Source organism: Enterobacter sp. WCHEn045836 (assembly GCF_003965585.1).
GTDB classification, from domain to species: Bacteria; Pseudomonadota; Gammaproteobacteria; order Enterobacterales; family Enterobacteriaceae; genus Enterobacter; species Enterobacter dissolvens.
Map to the genome: position 1 here is coordinate 278,732 of NZ_RXPT01000001.1, position 19,119 is coordinate 297,850.

Sequence of the window (19,119 nt, forward strand, 5' to 3'; positions counted from 1 at the left end):
TCACGGGTCGCCTTTTTTATTTACAGCAGCTCCCGCGCCGCCGATACAATGTCGTGTGCCGTCAGGCCATACTCCTTCTGCAGGAACTCCTGCGTCCCTACCTGGCCGTAACGCTCTTTCACGCCCACGCGACGCATAGGTACCGGGCAGGTCTCCACCAGCACTTCCGCCACCGCCGAGCCCAGCCCGTTGTGAATGCTGTGGTTTTCGCAGGTCACGATCCGCCCGGTTTTCTCGGCGTAGTTTTTCACCAGCATCCGGTCGATGGGCTTGAGGGTGAACATGTCTATCACTGCTGCGCTAACGCCCTCCTGCTCAAGCTGACGGGCCGCCTCCAGCGCTTCGGCCACCATAATGCCGTTGGCAATCAGGGTAATGTCGCTTCCTTCGCGCAGCACATTGCCTTTGCCGATGGTAAACGTTGAACCCGGGGCATACACGCTCGGCGCCTGTTTACGGATAGTACGCACCCAGTAGAACCCGTCGAGGTCGATAAGCTGACGCAGTATGTCTTCAAACATCACCGCATCGGTCACCTCCAGCACCACCGAATGCGCCAGGCCACGCACAATACCCATATCCTCAAACGACATGTGCGTGCCGCCGTTATGGCAGGCCGTCACGCCCGCATCCGAAGCAATGACCTTCACGTTATTGCGCTGGTAGTCGAGGGACATAAACAGCTGGTCGAAGCAGCGACGGCTGGCAAACGCGGTAAAGGTGTGGACAAACGGCTTACGGCCGGTGAGCGACAGCCCTGCCGCGGTACCGATCACGTTGGCCTCCATAATGCCGCAGTTGATCACGTGCTGCGGATAATCACGTGCCACGCCATCCATCGCCATGGAGCTCATCAGATCCGCCTCCAGGGCGATAATATCGCTCCCGGCCTCAATCTGTTTCGCCACAAAACCGGCGTAGACCTTACGCATTTCAATGGCATCTCTCTGTCCTGCAGGTGCAACCTTAATCATGAGTTACCTCCAGCTGACGGATCGCCTCGTTGAGGGCCGCTTTGCTCTCTGCTGTCAATCGCAGGTGGTGCGAGTTACCCAGCTGTTCCAGATACGCCACCCCCTGTCCTTTGATGCTGTCGAGGATCACCACCCGCGGACGCGCATCCGCTGGCGGAACCGGTGCAGTGACCTTCAGCAGTGCCGGTATGTCATCTCCTTTCACCGTCACCACGTCAAAACCAAAGGCGCGGAATTTCCCTTCCAGGTCAAACGCGCAGATGATCTCATCCAGTTCGCCATCAAGCTGCTGCTTATTCCAGTCCACAAATACCGTCAGGTTGTTCAGACGATGGTGGGCTATAAACTGGAACGCTTCCCAGCACTGCCCTTCGTTCAGCTCGCCGTCACCGACGATGCAAAAGACCCGATTTGACCGCCCGGCCAGCTTGTGCGACAGCGCCATGCCGCCCGCGATGGAGATCCCCTGGCCAAGCGAACCGGTCGTGGCATCCACACCGCGTGTTTTTAGCCGGTCCGGATGGCTTGGCAGGCGTGTGCCGTTCTGGTTAAGCGTGCTCAGCTCTTCCATCGGGAAATAGCCTTTAATCGCCAGCGTACTGTACAGGGCCGGTCCCGCATGGCCCTTCGACAGGACAAAGTCGTCTCGTTCAGGCCAGTCCGGGTCTGCCGGGTCAATTTTCATTACCGCGCCGTACAGTACAGCCAGGGTTTCGACGACCGACATACTGCCGCCGTAGTGACCAAATCCCAGCTGCGTCAGCGATTTCAGGGTCTCGAGTCGAATTTGACGCGCCAGTTCGGTTATCTCATTGTCATTCATGATTTGGCTCCGGTGTTTTCCTGCGCATTACCACCCGCAGATTTGTTTTTCGCGAACACGTTGTACGCCACCAGCAGCGCGAACAACGCAACGACAAGCCCGGTGATGGCCAGCGGTGACAGGAAGCGCGCCAGGTTGCCAAGCACAATCCCGACGGCGCCGAAGTCAGCGTCCGAGAACGTGGTGTTGGCAAAGCCAATGGCTCCCAGCACAGGCAGCAGCAGCACCGGCAGGAAGGTGATTAAAAGCCCGTTGGCAAAAGCGCCAATCATTGCCCCGCGACGTCCACCGGTGGCGTTACCAAACACGCCCGCGGTTGCGCCGGTGAAGAAGTGCGGCACCACGCCTGGCAGGATCAGCACCCAGTTAAACTGGCCGCAGATAATTAACCCCACAATCCCCCCGAGGAAGCTGAACAGGAAGCCAATCAGTACCGCGTTGGGCGCATACGGATAGACCACCGGGCAGTCCAGGGCCGGACGCGCATTGGGCACCAGTTTTTCGGAAAAACCGGTAAAGGCCGGGACGATTTCTGCCAGAATTAAACGTACGCCCTGCAGGATGATGAACACCCCTGCGGCGAAAGTGATTGCCATGATAATGGCGTAGACCAGGTAGTTCTGACCGCCGCTGAAGGTAGCCTCGACGTACTCACGCCCGGCGCTCACCGCCATGATCAGGTAGATAATCATCATGGTCAGAGAGATGGAGATCGAACTGTCGCGCAAGAAGCTCAGGTTCTTCGGCAGGTTCATCTCTTCGGTTGAACGTGAACCTTTGCCGACCTTGCTGCCAATCCAGCCGGACAGCACATAGCCCAGGGTGCCGAAGTGGCCGAAAGCAATATCATCGTTGCCGGTAATGCGCTTCATATAACGCTGCGCAATCGCCGGGAAGAAGGCCATGACCAGCCCGAGGATCAGCGACCCTGTAAAGACCAGCCCTACCCCTTCAAAGCCCGCAACCGTGAGGATCACCCCAATCATGCACGCCATGTAGAAGGTGTGATGCCCGGTCAGGAAGATGTACTTCAGTCGGGTAAAGCGGGCGACGATGATATTTGCCACCATGCCGAACGCCATAATCAGCGCGGTCGAAGCACCGTATTTTTCCAGGGCAATGGAAACAATCGCTTCATTATTGGGAATAATGCCCTGGATATTAAAAGCGTGTTCAAACATACCGCCTAACGGATTTAATGACCCCACCAGCACCGTGGCGCCGCCGCCCAGAACAATAAAGCCAAGAATCGTTTTAATTGTGCCTTTTACGACATCAGAAAATGCTTTTTTCTGCGCAACCAGACCAATTAAGGCAATTAACCCCACCAGTACTGACGGGACTTTTAAAATATCAACAACGAAATTCAGCGTTTCAAGGATAAACATATCCACCTCGCCTTATCAGGGTTATTGTCTTTCGAACCAGGCGCGCAGTTGCGCTTCGAGTTCGTTGATATCGATGATGTTGTTGATCACCACCAGCTGGCTTTCCGGCACGCTGGCGCTGGCGGCAATATCTTTCGCCATCACGAACAGATCGGCCGCACCGGGCGTGGCTGATGAGAGATCGGAGTGCTCAACCTCGGCGTCAATATCCAGCTTCTTGAGCACTTTTTTAATATTCATTTCGACCATAAAACTACTGCCCAGGCCAGAACCGCAAATAGCCATGATTTTCATTGTTGTCCCCTTTTTTTGCGTAGAGTATGTCCCATCACGCTTGCGCGTAATGTTGTGACAAGTCGGATTAAATAATTAAATCAGAAGCGGTCGATTACCGTTTTTATTTCCTCCAGGGTATTCGCCTGATGTAATTCAGCCATGTCCTCATCGCTTGAGAATAATTCGGCCAGCGCGGAGATCATTTCGATATGGCTATGTTTATCCGGTGCCGCCAGCATGACGATCACATCAACAGGATCGAATTCGCCCGCACCGAATGAAACGCCCTTCCTGAGTTTTAATAATGAGAGGCCCAGTCCTTTCGCCCCCTCTTCCGGCCGCGCATGCGGCATGGCCAGCCCTGGTGCCAGCACATAATAGGGTCCTAAAGTGTGGTGCTGCTCAATAATGGCCGTCACGTACTCCGGCGCAATGACCTGCAACTCCAGCAACGGTTTCGCGCACATCTCCAGCGCCTGCGGCCAACTCTCAACGCTATCCTGCAGCGTGATGGTTGTATCATATATCCACTTTTTCAGCATTTTCCCTCCCGACACTGCGCTAAAGATGAGCAAACTTTATTCAACGCATAACGAATTGACTGCGATCGGGATCACAAAGATAGCGCTACCAAGATCTAACATTCAGAAGTGTGATAGCGCTATCAAATTGACATCCTGGCGCGAAATCACAGCAAAAAAAGGGATTTAAGGCGTATACTGCCTGTCACGTGAAGCGAAGGATGAAATGAGTGGCGTCCTGTCAGCAGGAAGGTGTATGTCTCTAACCCGAAAACGACGCAGTACCGGTAAAGTGACACTTGCCGATGTCGCACAGCTTGCCGGTGTGGGCACAATGACCGTGTCCCGTGCTCTCCGCACGCCTGAACAGGTTTCCGATAAACTGCGAGAAAAAATAGAAGCCGCGGTACAAGAGTTAGGCTATATGCCCAACCTTGCTGCCAGCGCGCTGGCTTCGGCCTCGTCATGGACCATCGCGATGGTCGTTCCCAATCTTTCCGAAGCCGGTTGTTCAGAGATGTTCGCCGGGCTCCAGCAGGTGCTGCAGCCTGCCGGATATCAGATCATGCTGGCCGAATCCCAGCATCGTCTTGAACAGGAAGAGAAATTACTGGAAACGCTGCTGGCGTCGAATATCGCCGCCGCGATTTTGCTCAGCGTTGAACATACTGACACCGTGCGCCATTGGCTGAAGAACGCCTCGATTCCGGTCATGGAAATGGGGGCCATGCGCGCCGATCCCATTGATATGAACATCGGGATTGATAACGTCGCGGCCATGTATGAACTCACGGAAATGGTTATTAAACGCGGCTACCAGAACATCGGCCTGCTGTGTGCCAACCAGGAGCAGTGGATATTCCAGCAGCATTTGCAGGGCTGGTACAAAGCGATGCTGCGCCACCATATGTCGCCTAACCGGGTGATAAATGCCGCCATGCCGCCGAGTTTTTCGACGGGGGCCGCACAACTTCCTGAATTTCTGCTGGCGTGGCCGGAGCTGGATGCACTGGTTTGCGTCTCAGATGAACTGGCCTGTGGCGCGCTGTACGAATGCCAGCGCAGGCGTATCAAGGTGCCGGACGACCTGGCCGTGGTCGGGTTTGGCGACAGCGACGTCAGCCGTGTCTGTCAGCCGCCGCTGACGACGATGGCAGTGCCCCATCGTAAGATTGGTATTGAAGCGGGACGTGCATTACTGGAACGTCTGAATGACGGAGACTGGCGCGATCAGAAACCCATCGCATCCAGTCTGTGTCTGAGGGAGAGCTGCTAAGGCTTATTCAGACTCTTCTTCTTTCTCGGATTTGGTCGATTCGTTTTTGGCGTTGCGGGTCATCCACAGCGCCAGCGCTTTTAACGAATCCGGCGTGAACTCGTCACAACGCGCGGTGATCTCTTCCGGCGTCATCCAGCTCACTTCGCTCACTTCTTCTTCCTGCAGGGCGAACGGGCCGTGGGAAACGCAGCTAAACAGCCCGCCCCAGACGCGGCAATGTTCGTCTTCGAAATAGAACTGCCCATGTTCGGCAAACGGTACGCCCGCAATGCCTAACTCTTCTTCCGCTTCACGGCGTGCGGAATCCAGCAGGACCTCATCCGCCTGAACGACACCGCCCGCAGTGGCATCCAGCATACCAGGGAGAAAATCTTTGGTGTCCGTGCGGCGTTGAACCAAAATTTTGCCCATGCCGTCATGAACAACAATGTACGTCGCACGATGACGCAGGCGTTCAGCGCGCATTTGTTCGCGGCTGGCCTGCGCGATCACTTCATTCTCTTCGTTGACAATGTCAACCCACTCTGTACTTGCCAAATGACTCTGCTCCACCATCGGGAAACCTTCTCGTCTAAGCGCTCTTACGGCGCGTTTACAGTTGAGGTGTAACTTACGGATTAATCGCTACCTGTGCAATAACTTGCTGATCATTAAGTGCGATAACACTTAACGTATTCTCATCAAGCATGCCATAGCTCGCCGGGTATCCGCCTTTCGGGATGCTGACCGAACCGGGATTGAAGTGATAAATCTCCCCGCGTTTTTCTGCTACCGGAATATGAGTATGACCGTAAACCAGGACATCGCCAGCGGCCAGCGCCGGGAGATTATCCGGGCTAAAAAGATGCCCATGGGTGAGGAACAGACGGCATTTTTCCAGCAGCACCTGTTGCCACGGAGCGGTCATGGGGAAGTGCAGCAGCATCTGGTCCACTTCGCTGTCGCAGTTACCTCGCACGGCGATAATGCGCGAGGCATACGGGTTGAGTTTTTCCGCCACCTGCGCAGGGGCATAGCCTTCCGGCAATGCGTTACGTGGGCCATGGTTCAACACGTCACCCAGAATAACCAGCCACTGCGCCCCACTTTGTGCAAACAGGGAAAGAACGCGCTCGGTCGCGGGCAGGGATCCATGGATATCCGACGCAAACATCAGTTTCATCAGTCACTCCTCAGAAAAACAGACTGCCCTTATCATACCTTAAGCGCCAGGGCTTATCAGCCGACGCGCTTAGCGGAGAGTGCCACATAGCGCTGCACCGACGCACGTTGCCACTGGAAAGTGGCATAATCCACCAGCAGCTGGGGCACCGCATCGCCGTTGAGGATCAAGCGGTTCAGCATCAGCGCAAGGTCCGTATCGGCAATACACCACTCGCCAAACAGGTTTGGGTTACCGTGGGCCAGCAGCGAGGTGGCGGTGTCAATCAGCTTTTGCGCGCTCAGCGCCCCCTCAGTACTCAGGGTGGGCTTTTTCACACCCGCAAATACCACATCCGTGGAGCGTTCAACGCGAATCGGCACCAAATCGCTGCGTAGCCACGCCTGGATTTGCCGTGCCCGGGCCCGCTTTTGCAGATCGTGAGGATAAATACGCTCCCACTCTGGTGGCGCGAACCGATCTTCCAGGTATTCATCGATCGCCGACGATTCGCTCAGGGCGAAACCATCAATGTCCAGTACCGGCACGCGCCGCGTCAGATCGTAACCCTGCCACTGGGGTTTCAGGTGTTCACCGCCGTCCAGATCAACGGTTTTCAGGCTAAATGACAGCCCTTTTTCCGCCAGCGCCACGTACACGCTCATGACATAGGGTGAAAAGAATTGGGCATCGGACCACAACGTGATTACAGGCTGGTTCATAACATCCTCATCGGCTGATCGGTATTCACTCAACATATATTCTCTTTGCGTCGCTGTCACTTGATGAAAACTCACGATTTACAACAACCACCTATACTCATTGGTCATGGCATTACACTTCACACTGACAGGAGTTGAGAATGATCGACCTTTACTATGCCCCTACTCCAAACGGCCATAAGATCACCCTCTTTCTTGAAGAAGCCGAGCTGGATTACAGGATCATTCGCGTGGATATCAGCAAAGGCGATCAGTTCAGGCCTCTCTTTCTGGCCATCTCACCAAACAATAAAATCCCGGCCATCATCGATAACCTGCCAGCCGATGGCGGCAAACCGTTGAGCCTGTTTGAATCCGGGGAGATTTTGCTCTATCTGGCGGAGAAAACCGGCAAACTGCTGAGCGGTGAACTGCGCGAACGTCACCACACGCTGCAGTGGCTGTTCTGGCAGGCAAGCGGCCTGGGGCCGATGCTGGGGCAGAACCATCACTTTACCGCTTACGCTCCTCAGCCTATCCCTTATGCCATAGAGCGCTATCAGGTGGAGACGCAGCGCCTGTACGGTGTGTTGAACCACCGGCTGGAGAAAACGCCGTGGCTCGGCGGCGATCACTACAGTATCGCCGATATCGCCTGCTGGCCGTGGGTGAATACCCATGAACGCCACCGCATTGATTTAGCGTCTTATCCGGCAGTCAACAACTGGTTTGAGCGCATCCGTACCCGCCCGGCGACCGAGCGTGCAATGAAAAAAATCCACGAGATTTAGGCCTGCGCCCGATTGGGCGCCTGTCAGGCTCTCATGTATTATGGGGAGGAAATACTGACACGGAGAAGACCTGCAATGTCGCAGCATGACGCTATTATTCGTATAAAAAATTTACGCTTACGCACGTTTATCGGTATCAAAGACGAGGAGATCGCCAACCGTCAGGATATCGTCATTAATGTGGTTATCCACTATCCGGCAGACAAGGCGCGTGGCAGTGAAGACATCAATGACGCGCTGAACTATCGCACGATTACCAAAAGCATCATCCAGTACGTGGAAAATAACCGCTTCTCTCTGCTGGAAAAATTAACTCAGGATGTGCTCGACATCGCACGCGAACATCACTGGGTCACTTATGCTGAAGTAGAGATCGATAAACTTCACGCCCTGCGTTACGCCGATTCCGTCTCCATGACGTTAAGCTGGCAGCGCCAGGCGTAAACCTGGAGGTTGTATGAAGATTCTGCTGACCGGCGGTACAGGCCTGATTGGCCGTCATCTCATTGCGCGCCTGCAGGCGTTACATCACGACATTACCGTGGTGACGCGCAGCCCTGAGAAAGCGCGTCAGGTGCTGGGTGCCGGTATCGACATCTGGAAAAATCTGGCTGACCGGCAGAATCTGGACGGCTTTGACGCCGTCATCAACCTGGCCGGTGAACCCATCGCCGACAAACGCTGGACGGAAGAGCAAAAACAGCTGTTGTGCAGCAGCCGCTGGAACATCACCGAAAAGCTGGTCGAGCTCATCCGTAACAGTCATACCCCGCCATCGGTACTGATTTCTGGCTCTGCGGTAGGCTATTACGGGGACCTCGGTGAGGTGGTCGTGACCGAAGAAGAGCCGCCGCACAACGAGTTTACCCATAAGCTCTGCGCCCAGTGGGAACGCATTGCCTGTGCGGCGCAGAGCGATACTACCCGCGTGTGCCTGCTGCGCACCGGCGTGGTGCTCGCACCGAAAGGCGGAATTCTGGCGAAGATGCTTCCTCCGTTCCGGCTCGGACTGGGTGGCCCCATCGGCAATGGCCGTCAGTATCTGGCGTGGATCCACATCGACGATATGGTCAACGGTATTCTCTGGCTGCTGGATAACGATCTACGTGGGCCGTTCAATATGGTTGCGCCGTACCCGGTGCGAAATGAGCAGTTTGCCCACGCTCTGGGCCATGCTCTGCATCGCCCGGCGATTTTACGCGTGCCTGCGACGATGATTCGCCTGATGATGGGTGAAGCGTCGGTGCTGGTGCTGGGCGGACAGCGCGCGCTGCCTAAACGGCTGGAAGCGGCCGGGTTTGCGTTTCGCTGGTATGACGTAGAAGAGGCTCTGGGGGATGTGGTGGGATGAATATGTTACATTTGTACGCCATGTCCCGATGAAATGGCGTAACAATGGCAACCATAACCACACCCCGTCTGCACCTCACCCCGTTCGAACCCACTGACTGGGCCTTCTTCCGCTCGCTGCGGGAAGATCGCAATATCATGCGTTACATGGCCGCCATCGCGCCGGAAAAAGAGACCCGGCGCGTATTTGCTGCGCGCTTAACGGCGGCGCACGTTTTTGTGATTCGTTTTCGTGATGATGACACGCCGCTGGGCGATATCGGTCTGCAGATCAGCCCAGAGAATCGTGAAGAGGCTGATATTGGCTATACGGTTGTGCCTGCTGCACAGGGGAAAGGTATCGCCAGTGAGGCGCTGCGCGCGGTATGTGAATATGCGTTTAACCAGACCGGCGTGAAAGCGATTAACGCCTACGTGCTGGCGGACAACGGCGGGTCGGTGCGGGTACTGGAGAAAGCGGGCTTTATGCGAACGCAGGTGCTGGAGAAGGCGTACGAGATTGACGGCGTACGGTATGACGACTGGGTGTATCGGCTGGAGTGCGGTGCGGTCTGATGCCCTCACCCCAGCCCTCTCCCACAGGGAGAGGGAAGAAAGGCCAAACCTACTTCAACGACCCCTTCAGGAACTGCTGCAGACGCGGACTTTGCGGGTTCGCCAGCACCTCATCCGGATGCCCCTGCTCTTCGATTTTCCCCTGATGCAGGAAAATAACGTGGTTCGAGACGTTACGGGCAAAGCCCATCTCGTGCGTCACCACCACCATCGTTTTGCCCTCTTCGGCCAGCTTCTGCATGATGCGCAGCACTTCGCCAACGAGTTCCGGGTCCAGCGCGGAGGTCGGTTCGTCGAACAGCAGCACCTCGGGCTCCATTGCCAGTGCACGGGCGATAGAGACACGTTGCTGCTGACCACCGGAGAGATGCACCGGGTACTTCATCTGCTGGCGTTCATCAATCCCCACTTTCGCCAGATATTTCACCGCGCGTTCGCGGGCTTCATGCTTGCTTAACCCCAGCACCTGAACCGGCGCTTCCATTACGTTCTCCAGCACCGTCATATGGCTCCAGAGGTTGAAGTGCTGGAACACCATCGTCAGGCGCGTACGGAGCAGACGCAGCTGATTCTTATCTGCCACCTTCAACTGGCCGTCTTTATCCCGCACCAGATTGATGTTCTGCCCACTGACCACAATCGAGCCTTCACTCGGCTTTTCAAGGAAGTTGATGCAGCGCAGGAACGTGCTTTTACCCGAGCCGGATGAGCCGATAATACTGATCACGTCGCCTGCATTTGCCTGCAGCGACACCCCTTTCAGCACTTCATGTTCGCCGTAGCGTTTGTGCAAATCAATTACGTTTAATTTGTTCTCAGCCATCATCATTCTCAGTGCGTCGAAGAGGGTTTTATATGCTGTAACCAGCGTTTTTCCGCCTTACGGAACAGGCTAATCAGGACGTATGAAATAATCAAATAGAGCACTGCCGCAATGCCAAACGCGGTAAACGGCTGATAGGTCGCGGAGTTAATGTCGCGGGCGATTTTAAGCAGGTCCGGCACCGTGGCGGTAAAGGCCAGCGCGGTGGAGTGGAGCATTAAAATCACTTCGTTACTGTAGGCTGGCAGCGCGATACGCAGCGCCGACGGCAGAATAATACAGCGGTACAGTTTCACCGACGAGAAGCCATACGCGCGCGCCGCTTCAATTTCCCCGTAAGGCACAGAGCGAATGGCCCCGGCGAAAATCTCGGTGGTATAGGCGCAGGTGTTAAGCGTCAACGCCAGTACTGTACAGTTCAGGCCGCTGCGGAAGAAGGCATTCAGCATCTCGGTGCCTTTCACAATCTCCAGCGTGTACATGCCCGAATAGAACACCAGCAGCTGTACGTACAGCGGTGTACCGCGAAACACATAGGTAAACAGCCAGATCGGGAACTGGATGAATTTATTGTTCGACACGCGGCCAATGGCAAGGAACACCGCCAGAATGCCACCCATTACCACCGAGGAGATCAGCAGCCACAGCGTAATGGCCACGCCGGTGAAGCGATAGCCGTCCGTCCACAGCAGCGATTTCCAGTATTCCTGAATAATCTCAATCACAGGTCAGCCCTCTTCACACCCACGGAGTAGCGACGTTCGAGCAGAAGCAGCACACCATTGGAGACAGTCGTAAAGACCAGATAGATCACGCCACACACCACCGCAAAGTAGAACGGCTCCCAGGTACTTTTGCCGGCAAGCTGCGTGGCCTTTACTACATCTTCCAGACCCAGCAGAGAGACCAGCGCCGTGGCCTTCAGGATAACCTGCCAGTTGTTGCCAATGCCCGGAAGCGCGTAGCGCATCATGGCCGGGAACATGATCCGACGAAACGTCTGAGAGGAGGTAAAACCAAATGCGGTGGCCGCTTCTATGTGTCCTTTCGGGACCGCCATATAAGCGCCGCGGAAGGTTTCGGTGAAGTACGCGCCGTAGATAAAACCGAGGGTAATAATACCGGCCACCATCGGGTCGATATCGATTTGTCCCATCCCCATGGCGTCCGTCACGCTGTTCAGCGCGATCTGCAGCCCGTAAAAAATGAGCAGCATCAGTACCAGGTCAGGAACACCGCGAATCAGCGTGGTATAGCCTTCAAAAATCAGCGCCAGCGGTTTATTAGCCGAAAGCTTCGCCCCTGCGCCTGCCAGACCTATCAGCACCGCCAGCACCACGGAGCTGATAGCCAGCTCAAGGGTAACAAGCGCGCCCTGTAAAATAACGCCAGAAAATCCGTACAGCATACCGCGAGCCCTGTCGTATCGTGAGTGGTGGACCGTGTCTTTTCCCCTCCCTGAGCGGGAGGGGCCGCACGTTATTTGACGGGGCGATTAGCCGCCGTAAACATTAAAATCGAAGTACTTTTTCGCCAGTTTGTCGTACGTGCCGTCAGCGCGCATTTCAGCAAATGCTTTGTTCAGTGCTTCGCGCAGCTCGTTGTCTTCTTTACGCAGGCCCATACCGGTACCGACACCAAACAACTTCACATCCTTAATGGATGGACCGCCAAACTTGTAATCTTTACCTACCGGCGTCTTCAGAAAGCCTTCGCTCGCGGCGACTTCATCCTGGAAAGCGGCGTCGATACGGCCTGCCGTCAGGTCAGCGTAGATATTTTCCTGCCCCTGATAGGAGACGATTTCAATCCCCTTCGGTGCCCAGTGTTCATTACCGTAGGTTTCCTGAGTAGTGCCCTGCAGCACGCCCACGCGTTTACCCTTCAGTGATTCGAGGGTTGGCTGAATGTCAGACGATTTAGCCACCACCAGACGAGAATCTGCCGCGTAGAGTTTGTCGGTGAAGGCAATCTCCTGCTGACGTTTTTCAGTGATGGAAAGAGAGGACATGATAATGTCGATTTTTTTGGCTTTCAGCGAAGGGATCAGCGCATCCAGCGGGTTCTCAACGTAGGTACACTGTGCTTTGATGCGTTTGCACAGTTCATTGGCCAGATCGATGTCAAAACCGACCAGTTCACCCTTCGAATTCTTTGATTCGAACGGAGCATAGGTAGGGTCGGTACCAATACGAATTTTCTGCGGAATGGCTGCGAACGCCGCGGTAGCGCTGGAAAAGGCCAGCACCAGAGATAACGACAACACGAGTTTTTTCATATCTGTCCTCAACAAACTGTCTTCTTACGTGATTTTTACGACGACGGGGTGGTGCTAATGTGCCATCAATCCACGCCATCAGGCAAAGATTAATGCCTTGCAGACGGGAATTTTTGCATTATAAATGCGTAAGTATGCACATAGCGATCCAATACAGTGCACAAAGCGCACCATATTGGATCAATCACACCCGCAATGCACCAGTCAGGTGCATTGCCATCGAACATCAATCACCATAGACGTTGAAGTCGAAGTATTTCTTCGCCAGTTTGTCGTAGGTACCGTCTTTGCGCAGCTCTGCAAACGCTTTGTCGAAAGCGGCTTTCAGCTCGGTATCATCTTTACGCAAGCCAATACCGGTGCCGTCACCAAAGTATTTTTTGTCTTTCACGGACGGGCCAGCAAAGGCGTAGTCTTTGCCTGCCGGCTGCTTCAGGAAGCCTTCACTCGCGGCAACCTCATCCTGGAATGCCGCATCCAGACGACCGGCTGCCAGGTCAGAGTAAATCAGATCCTGGTTCTGGTAAGCCACCACGTCCACGCCCTTCTCACGCCAGTTTGCATTGGCATACCCTTCCTGAGTCGACCCCTGCAGCACGCCGACATGCTTACCTTTCAGGGACTCAATGGTTGGCTGAATGGGGGAGCCTTTTGCCGCAATCAGACGGGAATCCGCGGCGTAGAGCTTGTCAGAGAAGGCAATCTCCTGCTGACGTTTTTCGGTGATGGAGAGAGAAGAGATAATGGCGTCGATTTTCTTGGCTTTCAGCGACGGGATTAACGCATCAAAGTCGCTGCCCACCCATGTGCATTTCACCGCAATGCGTTTGCACATCTCATTACCCAGGTCGATATCAAACCCAACAAAGTCGCCTTTCGCATCTTTAGAGGAGAATGGCGCGTAAGTTGCGTCTGTACCGATACGCACTGTCTGTGGAAGCGCTGCGTAGCTACCTGCTGCTGCACTTAACCCCACCAGCAAAGACAGAGCCAGAACCGTCTTCTTCATACATTTACCCTCAAGTACCGTGATTTTATTATGTATTGTGTTGTGTGTTGTGTTGCAGGCTTCTCTTGCAGGTCTTATGCCACATTGCCGTCTGGTCAAAAATTCGACGTTAAATATGTTAATAAAACGTTGCGATATTGCCTTAATGGTGAAAGATAGCAGGTCTGCCGAACGAACCGGAGAGAGAAAAAGGGAAAAAACGAATTAAATGTCGAGGATATGATCGCCGTTGCAGTTTTGCCCTGAAACAGGGCAACGTCTCTTTTCATGCACACTGTTTGTGCACAGAATCATGCACCCTGCCAGCGGGTGAAGAGGTCTTCGGGCAGGTCAATATCAAACTGATCCAGCACGCGGTTAACCGTCTGATTAATCACATCATCCAGCGAGGTCGGGCGATGATAAAACGCCGGCACAGGCGGCATGATCACCGCGCCCAGTTCAGCGGCCTGCGTCATTAAACGCAGATGCCCCAGATGCAGCGGCGTTTCCCGCACGCAAAGCACCAGAGGGCGACGCTCTTTCAGCACCACGTCCGCCGCACGCGTCACCAGCGTGTCGGTATAGCTGTTAACGATGCCGGAGAGGGTTTTAATTGAACAGGGCAATATAACCATGCCAGCCGTTTTAAACGAGCCGGAGGAGATGCTGGCGGCGATATCGCGGGCATCGTGTACAACATTTGCCAGCGCCTGCACATCGCGCAGAGAGAGATCGGTTTCAAGGGAGAGAGTCTGACGCGCCGCCTGGCTCATCACCAGATGGGTTTCTACTTCTGGTACGTCACGCAGTACCTGTAACAAACGCACGCCGTAGATTGCGCCACTGGCACCGCTGAGCCCAACAATGAGTCGTTTCATGATTTTTGCCCTTACTGATTTCAGGGCAGACTGTGCAGGATTTTGCGGGGAGTTGCAAGTGAGGGCGAAGGCCCTCACTTGCCTGCACAATCAACCTTCGTTGTGCATCTCTAAGCTTTCGAGATCGTTTTGCAGCTGGACGGCTTTGGCATCGTCGTTGCGCAGCGAATCAAGATAGTCGAGGTACTGCTGGTCCACGTCTTTAGTGACGTATACCCCGTTGAACACGGAACATTCAAACTGCTGAATATCCGGATTCTCGGCACGCACCGCGTCGATAAGATCGTTCAGATCCTGGAAAATCAGGCCATCGGCACCGATGATCTGGCGAATCTCGTCCACTTCACGGCCGTGGGCAATCAGCTCGTTCGCGGTAGGCATATCAATGCCATACACGTTCGGGAAACGAATTTCTGGCGCCGCAGAGGCCAGATACACTTTCTTCGCACCGGCTTCACGCGCCATCTCGATAATCTGCTCCGAGGTGGTGCCACGCACAATAGAGTCATCCACCAGCAGCACGTTCTTGTCGCGGAACTCAGCGCGGTTAGCGTTCAGTTTACGACGCACGGATTTACGGCGCAGCTGCTGACCCGGCATGATAAAGGTACGGCCAACGTAGCGGTTCTTCACGAACCCCTGACGGTATGGCTTATCCAGTATGCGGGCAATTTCCAGGGCGATATCGCAGGAGGTTTCCGGGATAGGAATGACCACGTCGATGTCCAGATCGTCCCACTCGCGGGCAATCTTCTCACCCAGCTTGGTTCCCATGTTCACGCGGGCGCTGTAGACGGAGATCTTATCGATAAACGAGTCCGGACGGGCGAAATAGACGTATTCAAACAGGCACGGGTTGCTGACCGGGTTATCTGCACACTGACGGGTAAACAGCTGGCCCTTCTCAGTGATGTAGACCGCTTCGCCAGGGGCTACGTCACGCAGGAATTCGAAGCCCAGGGTGTCCAGCGCCACGCTTTCAGAGGCAACCATATATTCGGTACGGCCATCACCCAGGTCACGCTTGCCGAGCACCAGCGGACGGATACCGTTTGGATCGCGGAAGGCGACCATGCCGTGACCGATAATCATCGCCACGCAGGCGTAGGCACCGCGGATCTGGCGGTTTGTCGCAGCAACGGCGGCAAAGATATTGTCCGCTTCCAGCGGATAATGGCGGAAGTTATCCAGCTCGCTGGCAAACACATTGAGCAGGATTTCTGAATCAGAAGTGGTGTTAATGTGGCGACGTTTCTCTTCAAACAGCTTTTTACGCAGCTCATGGGCGTTTGTCAGGTTGCCGTTGTGAGCAAGCGTGATGCCATACGGTGAGTTAACGTAAAAAGGCTGTGCCTCAGAGGCGCTGGAACTGCCAGCAGTAGGATAACGAACGTGACCGATCCCCATATTACCTTGCAGACGCTGCATATGGCGGGCTTCAAACACATCGTTTACCAGGCCATTCGCCTTGCGTAAACGGAAGCAGTTGTTTGCATCAATGGTGATGATACCCGCAGCATCCTGCCCACGGTGCTGAAGCACCGTTAACGCGTCATAAATCGACTGGTTTACCGGCATGAAACCGGCGATACCGACAATACCGCACATTCGTCTTTTCCTCGTTAAGCCACATCTCAGAGCGGGTTACGCTCTGGGCAAGAAACTCGACGAGCTTTGCAGATAGTCAAAGAACCACCTGATGATGAAGCTGAACTCCGGAATGAGCTGCGATTTCTGCCAGTCTTCACTTTTGGAGAACCCGGTGAAGGTATCCAGGAAGAACAGTATCGCGGCCACAATCAGCACGCCTCGTAACGCGCCGAAACAGATCCCGAGCACCCTGTCCGTTCCTGACAGACCGGTTTTCTCGACCAGCTGACCTATCACGTAATTCACGATAGCGCCGACAATCAGCGTCGCGATAAACAGCACCGCGATGGCGATTCCATTTCGGACCAGTTCATCTTCAAAGCCCGTGAACCAGACAGACAGGTAAGTGTAGTAATGACTGGCAACAAAGAAAGCACAACCCCATGTCACCAGCGATAACGCTTCACGAACAAAGCCACGGATCAGGCTAACCAGACAGGAAAAACCAATCACCGCAATGATGGCGTAATCAATCCAGACCATATGTGTCCCACGATTTAACGCCCTGTCATCCAGTTCGGGGCGAATTCTAACAGAAAAAGAAAACGTTTGCGTAGGGATTTCCTTCCCGCGCGTAAATAAAAAAGGCGCTGAAAAAATGTTCAACGCCCCCTCCATTTGACGTCTCTGTGGACGCCTGCCATTCCCCCTCACCCCAGTCCTCTCCCTCAAGGGAGAGAGAGCAAACCGTCCCTTCGCCCCTCTGGGGAGAGGGTGAGTGTGAGGTGAAGCCTTATCAGTTGGCGCTGTAGTTCATCACCACACCGCTCAGGCCAGAGATCTGCTTCAGCTCACCGAGCGAGCCTTTGAGCTTATCCTTAGACGCTTCTGGCCCCACAAGGATACGGGTGATTTTACCCTGCACTGGCGTGGAAGGTGAAGTGTACACGCGATAACCCGCACTGCGCAGCTTGCCCACGACCTCATTGACCTTATCGGCATTTTTCAGCGCACCCAGTTGCACGACGTAGGCTTTCCCCGTCGGCGCGGCCTCTTGCTGAGCCGGTTTTGCCGCAGGCGGCGTCTCTGAAGCTGCGGCCAGCTGTTCTGCTGCTTTATCCCGCTGCGGTTTCGGCTGTGTTTTTTCCACCGGCTTCGGTTTTTCAACCGGTTTCGGCTGCTCTACCGGCACCGGATCGATTTCGATGTTGTTATTCGCCGCCAGACGAGACGGATCGAGGGACGGCGCGGCCGCATCCCCGGCACGCACCTCTTCAGCTGCCCCTTCCGGCGGCTGAGCAGGCAGCGCCTGGGTCGCCGCAGGCAGCATATCCGGTTCGTCGCGATCGCCCGGCTTCGGCACCAGCGGAATGGCTGCAAATTCATCCTGGTAATGCTTTTTCTGCCCGTCGAGCAGACCCGGGAGGATAATCACCCCGAGCGCGACCAGCACAATGGTTCCTGTTAAACGGTTCTGAAACTTACTCGCCACCGGTTCTCCCCGCGTCCATTACTTCCATGACATGTGCCACCGTGTGGAACGAACCACACACCAGCACGGTATCTTCTGGTTTAGCATCCGCCATCGCGGCTTGCCAGGCCTCAGCCACGCTATTGTAGATTGCGCCTTTGCCGAGATGTTCCAGCAACTGCTCAGCCGTCGCGCCGCGCGGCCCCTCCAGAGGAGCACAATACCAGCTATCGACAACACTCTCCATGCAGGCCAGCGTACCGCCGATATCTTTATCATGAAGCATACCGATAACCGCCAGCACGCGCCCGGTTTTTGGTAACGATTTGAGACGCGCGGCGAGATACGCCGCAGCATGCGGGTTATGTGCGACATCCAGAATCAGCCGCGGAGCGTCGCTGACAATCTGAAAACGCCCGGGCAGAATCGCATTCTGGATACCGTCGCGGATTGCCTGTTCGCTCACCGCCAGTCCGCTTGCGCGCAGTGCCGCCAGGGCGGTTGCCGCGTTAGGCTGTGGTACCTGCGGCAGCGGCAGGTTGTCCAGCGCACCCTGTGCATCGCTAAAACGCCAGCCGTTGTCCCGGACCTCATACTGCCAGTCAACATCACGTCGCAGCAGGTGAGCGCCCTTCTCTTTTGCCACATCGGCAATGGTGTGCGGCATATCCGGCTCGCCGACCACAGCAGGCTTATTCGTGCGGAAAATACCGGCCTTCTCACGGCCGATACTTTCGCGATCGGGGCCAAGCCAGTCGGTATGATCCAGCGCGATGCTGGTGACCACCGCAACATCGGCATCCACCATATTGGTGGCATCAAGACGCCCGCCGAGACCCACTTCCAGAATCACCACATCCAGCTGCGCCTGCTTAAACAGCCACAGCGCCGACAGGGTTCCGTATTCGAAATAGGTTAATGAAATTTCACCGCGCGCTGCTTCAATTTCCGCGAACGACGCCGTATGCGCAGACTCTGGCAGTTCGCGGTTTTGCACGCGAACCCGCTCGGTATAGCGCACCAGGTGCGGAGAGCTGTAAACGCCAACCTTGTAACCGGCTGCCATCAGGATAGCTTCCAGCGTTCGGCAGGTGGTGCCTTTACCGTTGGTGCCGGCGACGGTAAAAACAAACGGCGCCGGTTTCAGCACATCGAGACGCGCAGCGACCTGGCTTACGCGTTCAAGCCCCATATCGATGGTTTTACTGTGCAGGTTTTCCAGATAAGAAAGCCACGTGGCCAGGGGCGACGTGGCTTGGGGAATGCTTTTATTTTCCATGATGCCCGGT

At 55.1% G+C, this 19,119-nt stretch carries 23 protein-coding genes; 5 read left to right on the forward strand and 18 right to left on the reverse strand.

Going from position 1 to position 19,119, the window contains the following annotated elements:
* Positions 1–20: 20 nt before the first annotated feature.
* The 5 genes from EKN38_RS01225 to EKN38_RS01245 all read right to left on the reverse strand — a co-directional run bounded on the left by EKN38_RS01225 (position 21) and on the right by EKN38_RS01245 (position 4,003).
* Positions 21–974, reverse strand: coding sequence for a transketolase family protein (locus tag EKN38_RS01225; protein WP_126521593.1), 954 nt, complete (start codon positions 972–974; stop codon positions 21–23).
* A complete protein-coding gene (locus EKN38_RS01230; RefSeq protein ID WP_014832770.1) occupies positions 967–1,797 on the reverse strand; it encodes a transketolase in 831 nt (276 codons plus the stop codon). Before EKN38_RS01230 ends, EKN38_RS01225 begins: the two co-directional genes overlap by 8 nt.
* Positions 1,794–3,185: a PTS ascorbate transporter subunit IIC gene (locus tag EKN38_RS01235; protein WP_014832771.1), complete on the reverse strand. Its 1,392-nt coding sequence runs from the start codon at positions 3,183–3,185 to the stop codon at positions 1,794–1,796. The genes EKN38_RS01230 and EKN38_RS01235 overlap by 4 nt, the downstream gene beginning before the upstream one ends.
* A 21-nt stretch (positions 3,186–3,206) precedes the next feature.
* Entirely contained in the window at positions 3,207–3,479 is a 273-nt protein-coding gene (locus EKN38_RS01240) for a PTS sugar transporter subunit IIB (protein WP_014832772.1), read from the reverse strand.
* A gap of 80 nt (positions 3,480–3,559) precedes the next feature.
* Positions 3,560–4,003, reverse strand: a complete 444-nt coding sequence (locus EKN38_RS01245; protein ID WP_014832773.1) for a PTS sugar transporter subunit IIA — start codon at positions 4,001–4,003, stop codon at positions 3,560–3,562.
* A 235-nt stretch (positions 4,004–4,238) separates the two neighbouring features.
* Here EKN38_RS01245 and EKN38_RS01250 point away from each other — a divergent pair, with 235 nt between their 5' ends.
* Positions 4,239–5,258: a LacI family DNA-binding transcriptional regulator gene (locus EKN38_RS01250; RefSeq protein ID WP_013098122.1), complete on the forward strand. Its 1,020-nt coding sequence runs from the start codon at positions 4,239–4,241 to the stop codon at positions 5,256–5,258.
* Positions 5,259–5,261: 3 nt separating this feature from the next.
* Here EKN38_RS01250 and yfcD read toward each other — a convergent pair whose 3' ends face one another.
* Genes yfcD through yfcF form a run of 3 tightly spaced genes read right to left on the reverse strand, consistent with a single transcriptional unit; the run spans position 5,262 to position 7,124 of the window.
* Complete coding sequence (gene yfcD, locus EKN38_RS01255; protein WP_014832774.1) at positions 5,262–5,816, reverse strand: NUDIX hydrolase YfcD; 555 nt, start codon at positions 5,814–5,816, stop codon at positions 5,262–5,264.
* A 55-nt stretch (positions 5,817–5,871) separates the two neighbouring features.
* Positions 5,872–6,423 (reverse strand): phosphodiesterase, encoded by a 552-nt coding sequence (gene yfcE, locus EKN38_RS01260; protein WP_014832775.1) that lies wholly within the window; start codon positions 6,421–6,423, stop codon positions 5,872–5,874.
* A gap of 56 nt (positions 6,424–6,479) precedes the next feature.
* Entirely contained in the window at positions 6,480–7,124 is a 645-nt protein-coding gene (gene yfcF, locus EKN38_RS01265; protein ID WP_014832776.1) for a glutathione transferase, read from the reverse strand.
* Positions 7,125–7,264: 140 nt separating this feature from the next.
* Here yfcF and yfcG point away from each other — a divergent pair, with 140 nt between their 5' ends.
* The 4 genes from yfcG (at position 7,265) to EKN38_RS01285 (ending at position 9,799) form a co-directional block, all read left to right on the forward strand.
* On the forward strand, positions 7,265–7,894 hold the full coding sequence (gene yfcG, locus EKN38_RS01270; RefSeq protein ID WP_014832777.1) for a GSH-dependent disulfide bond oxidoreductase: 630 nt from the start codon (positions 7,265–7,267) through the stop codon (positions 7,892–7,894).
* Between the two features lie 75 nt (positions 7,895–7,969).
* Positions 7,970–8,338: a dihydroneopterin triphosphate 2'-epimerase gene (gene folX / locus EKN38_RS01275; RefSeq protein ID WP_014832778.1), complete on the forward strand. Its 369-nt coding sequence runs from the start codon at positions 7,970–7,972 to the stop codon at positions 8,336–8,338.
* A gap of 13 nt (positions 8,339–8,351) precedes the next feature.
* The gene (locus EKN38_RS01280) at positions 8,352–9,245 is read left to right on the forward strand and encodes a TIGR01777 family oxidoreductase (RefSeq protein WP_014832779.1); all 894 of its coding nucleotides are present in this window, start codon (positions 8,352–8,354) and stop codon (positions 9,243–9,245) included.
* Positions 9,246–9,289: 44 nt separating this feature from the next.
* On the forward strand, positions 9,290–9,799 hold the full coding sequence (locus EKN38_RS01285; protein ID WP_014832780.1) for a GNAT family N-acetyltransferase: 510 nt from the start codon (positions 9,290–9,292) through the stop codon (positions 9,797–9,799).
* Positions 9,800–9,848: 49 nt separating this feature from the next.
* Here EKN38_RS01285 and hisP read toward each other — a convergent pair whose 3' ends face one another.
* The 10 genes from hisP to folC all read right to left on the reverse strand — a co-directional run bounded on the left by hisP (position 9,849) and on the right by folC (position 19,109).
* The gene (gene hisP / locus EKN38_RS01290; protein ID WP_014832781.1) at positions 9,849–10,622 is read right to left on the reverse strand and encodes a histidine ABC transporter ATP-binding protein HisP; all 774 of its coding nucleotides are present in this window, start codon (positions 10,620–10,622) and stop codon (positions 9,849–9,851) included.
* An 8-nt stretch (positions 10,623–10,630) separates the two neighbouring features.
* Positions 10,631–11,347 carry an ABC transporter permease gene (locus tag EKN38_RS01295; RefSeq protein WP_008502590.1) on the reverse strand — a complete coding sequence of 239 codons (717 nt, stop codon included), beginning with the start codon at positions 11,345–11,347 and terminating at the stop codon, positions 10,631–10,633.
* The gene (locus tag EKN38_RS01300; protein ID WP_014832782.1) at positions 11,344–12,030 is read right to left on the reverse strand and encodes a histidine ABC transporter permease HisQ; all 687 of its coding nucleotides are present in this window, start codon (positions 12,028–12,030) and stop codon (positions 11,344–11,346) included. The genes EKN38_RS01295 and EKN38_RS01300 overlap by 4 nt, the downstream gene beginning before the upstream one ends.
* Before the next feature lie 87 nt (positions 12,031–12,117).
* Positions 12,118–12,900 carry a histidine ABC transporter substrate-binding protein HisJ gene (gene hisJ, locus EKN38_RS01305; protein WP_014832783.1) on the reverse strand — a complete coding sequence of 261 codons (783 nt, stop codon included), beginning with the start codon at positions 12,898–12,900 and terminating at the stop codon, positions 12,118–12,120.
* 226 nt (positions 12,901–13,126) lie between these two features.
* Entirely contained in the window at positions 13,127–13,909 is a 783-nt protein-coding gene (argT, locus tag EKN38_RS01310) for a lysine/arginine/ornithine ABC transporter substrate-binding protein ArgT (RefSeq protein ID WP_014832784.1), read from the reverse strand.
* Between the two features lie 290 nt (positions 13,910–14,199).
* Positions 14,200–14,769 (reverse strand): UbiX family flavin prenyltransferase, encoded by a 570-nt coding sequence (locus tag EKN38_RS01315; RefSeq protein WP_014832785.1) that lies wholly within the window; start codon positions 14,767–14,769, stop codon positions 14,200–14,202.
* A 90-nt stretch (positions 14,770–14,859) separates the two neighbouring features.
* Positions 14,860–16,377, reverse strand: coding sequence for an amidophosphoribosyltransferase (gene purF, locus EKN38_RS01320; protein ID WP_014832786.1), 1,518 nt, complete (start codon positions 16,375–16,377; stop codon positions 14,860–14,862).
* 36 nt (positions 16,378–16,413) lie between these two features.
* The gene (gene cvpA / locus EKN38_RS01325; protein WP_000262116.1) at positions 16,414–16,902 is read right to left on the reverse strand and encodes a colicin V production protein; all 489 of its coding nucleotides are present in this window, start codon (positions 16,900–16,902) and stop codon (positions 16,414–16,416) included.
* Positions 16,903–17,155: 253 nt separating this feature from the next.
* Positions 17,156–17,851: a cell division protein DedD gene (dedD, locus tag EKN38_RS01330; RefSeq protein ID WP_014832787.1), complete on the reverse strand. Its 696-nt coding sequence runs from the start codon at positions 17,849–17,851 to the stop codon at positions 17,156–17,158.
* The gene (gene folC, locus EKN38_RS01335; protein WP_014832788.1) at positions 17,841–19,109 is read right to left on the reverse strand and encodes a bifunctional tetrahydrofolate synthase/dihydrofolate synthase; all 1,269 of its coding nucleotides are present in this window, start codon (positions 19,107–19,109) and stop codon (positions 17,841–17,843) included. The genes dedD and folC overlap by 11 nt, the downstream gene beginning before the upstream one ends.
* Positions 19,110–19,119: the final 10 nt, after the last annotated feature.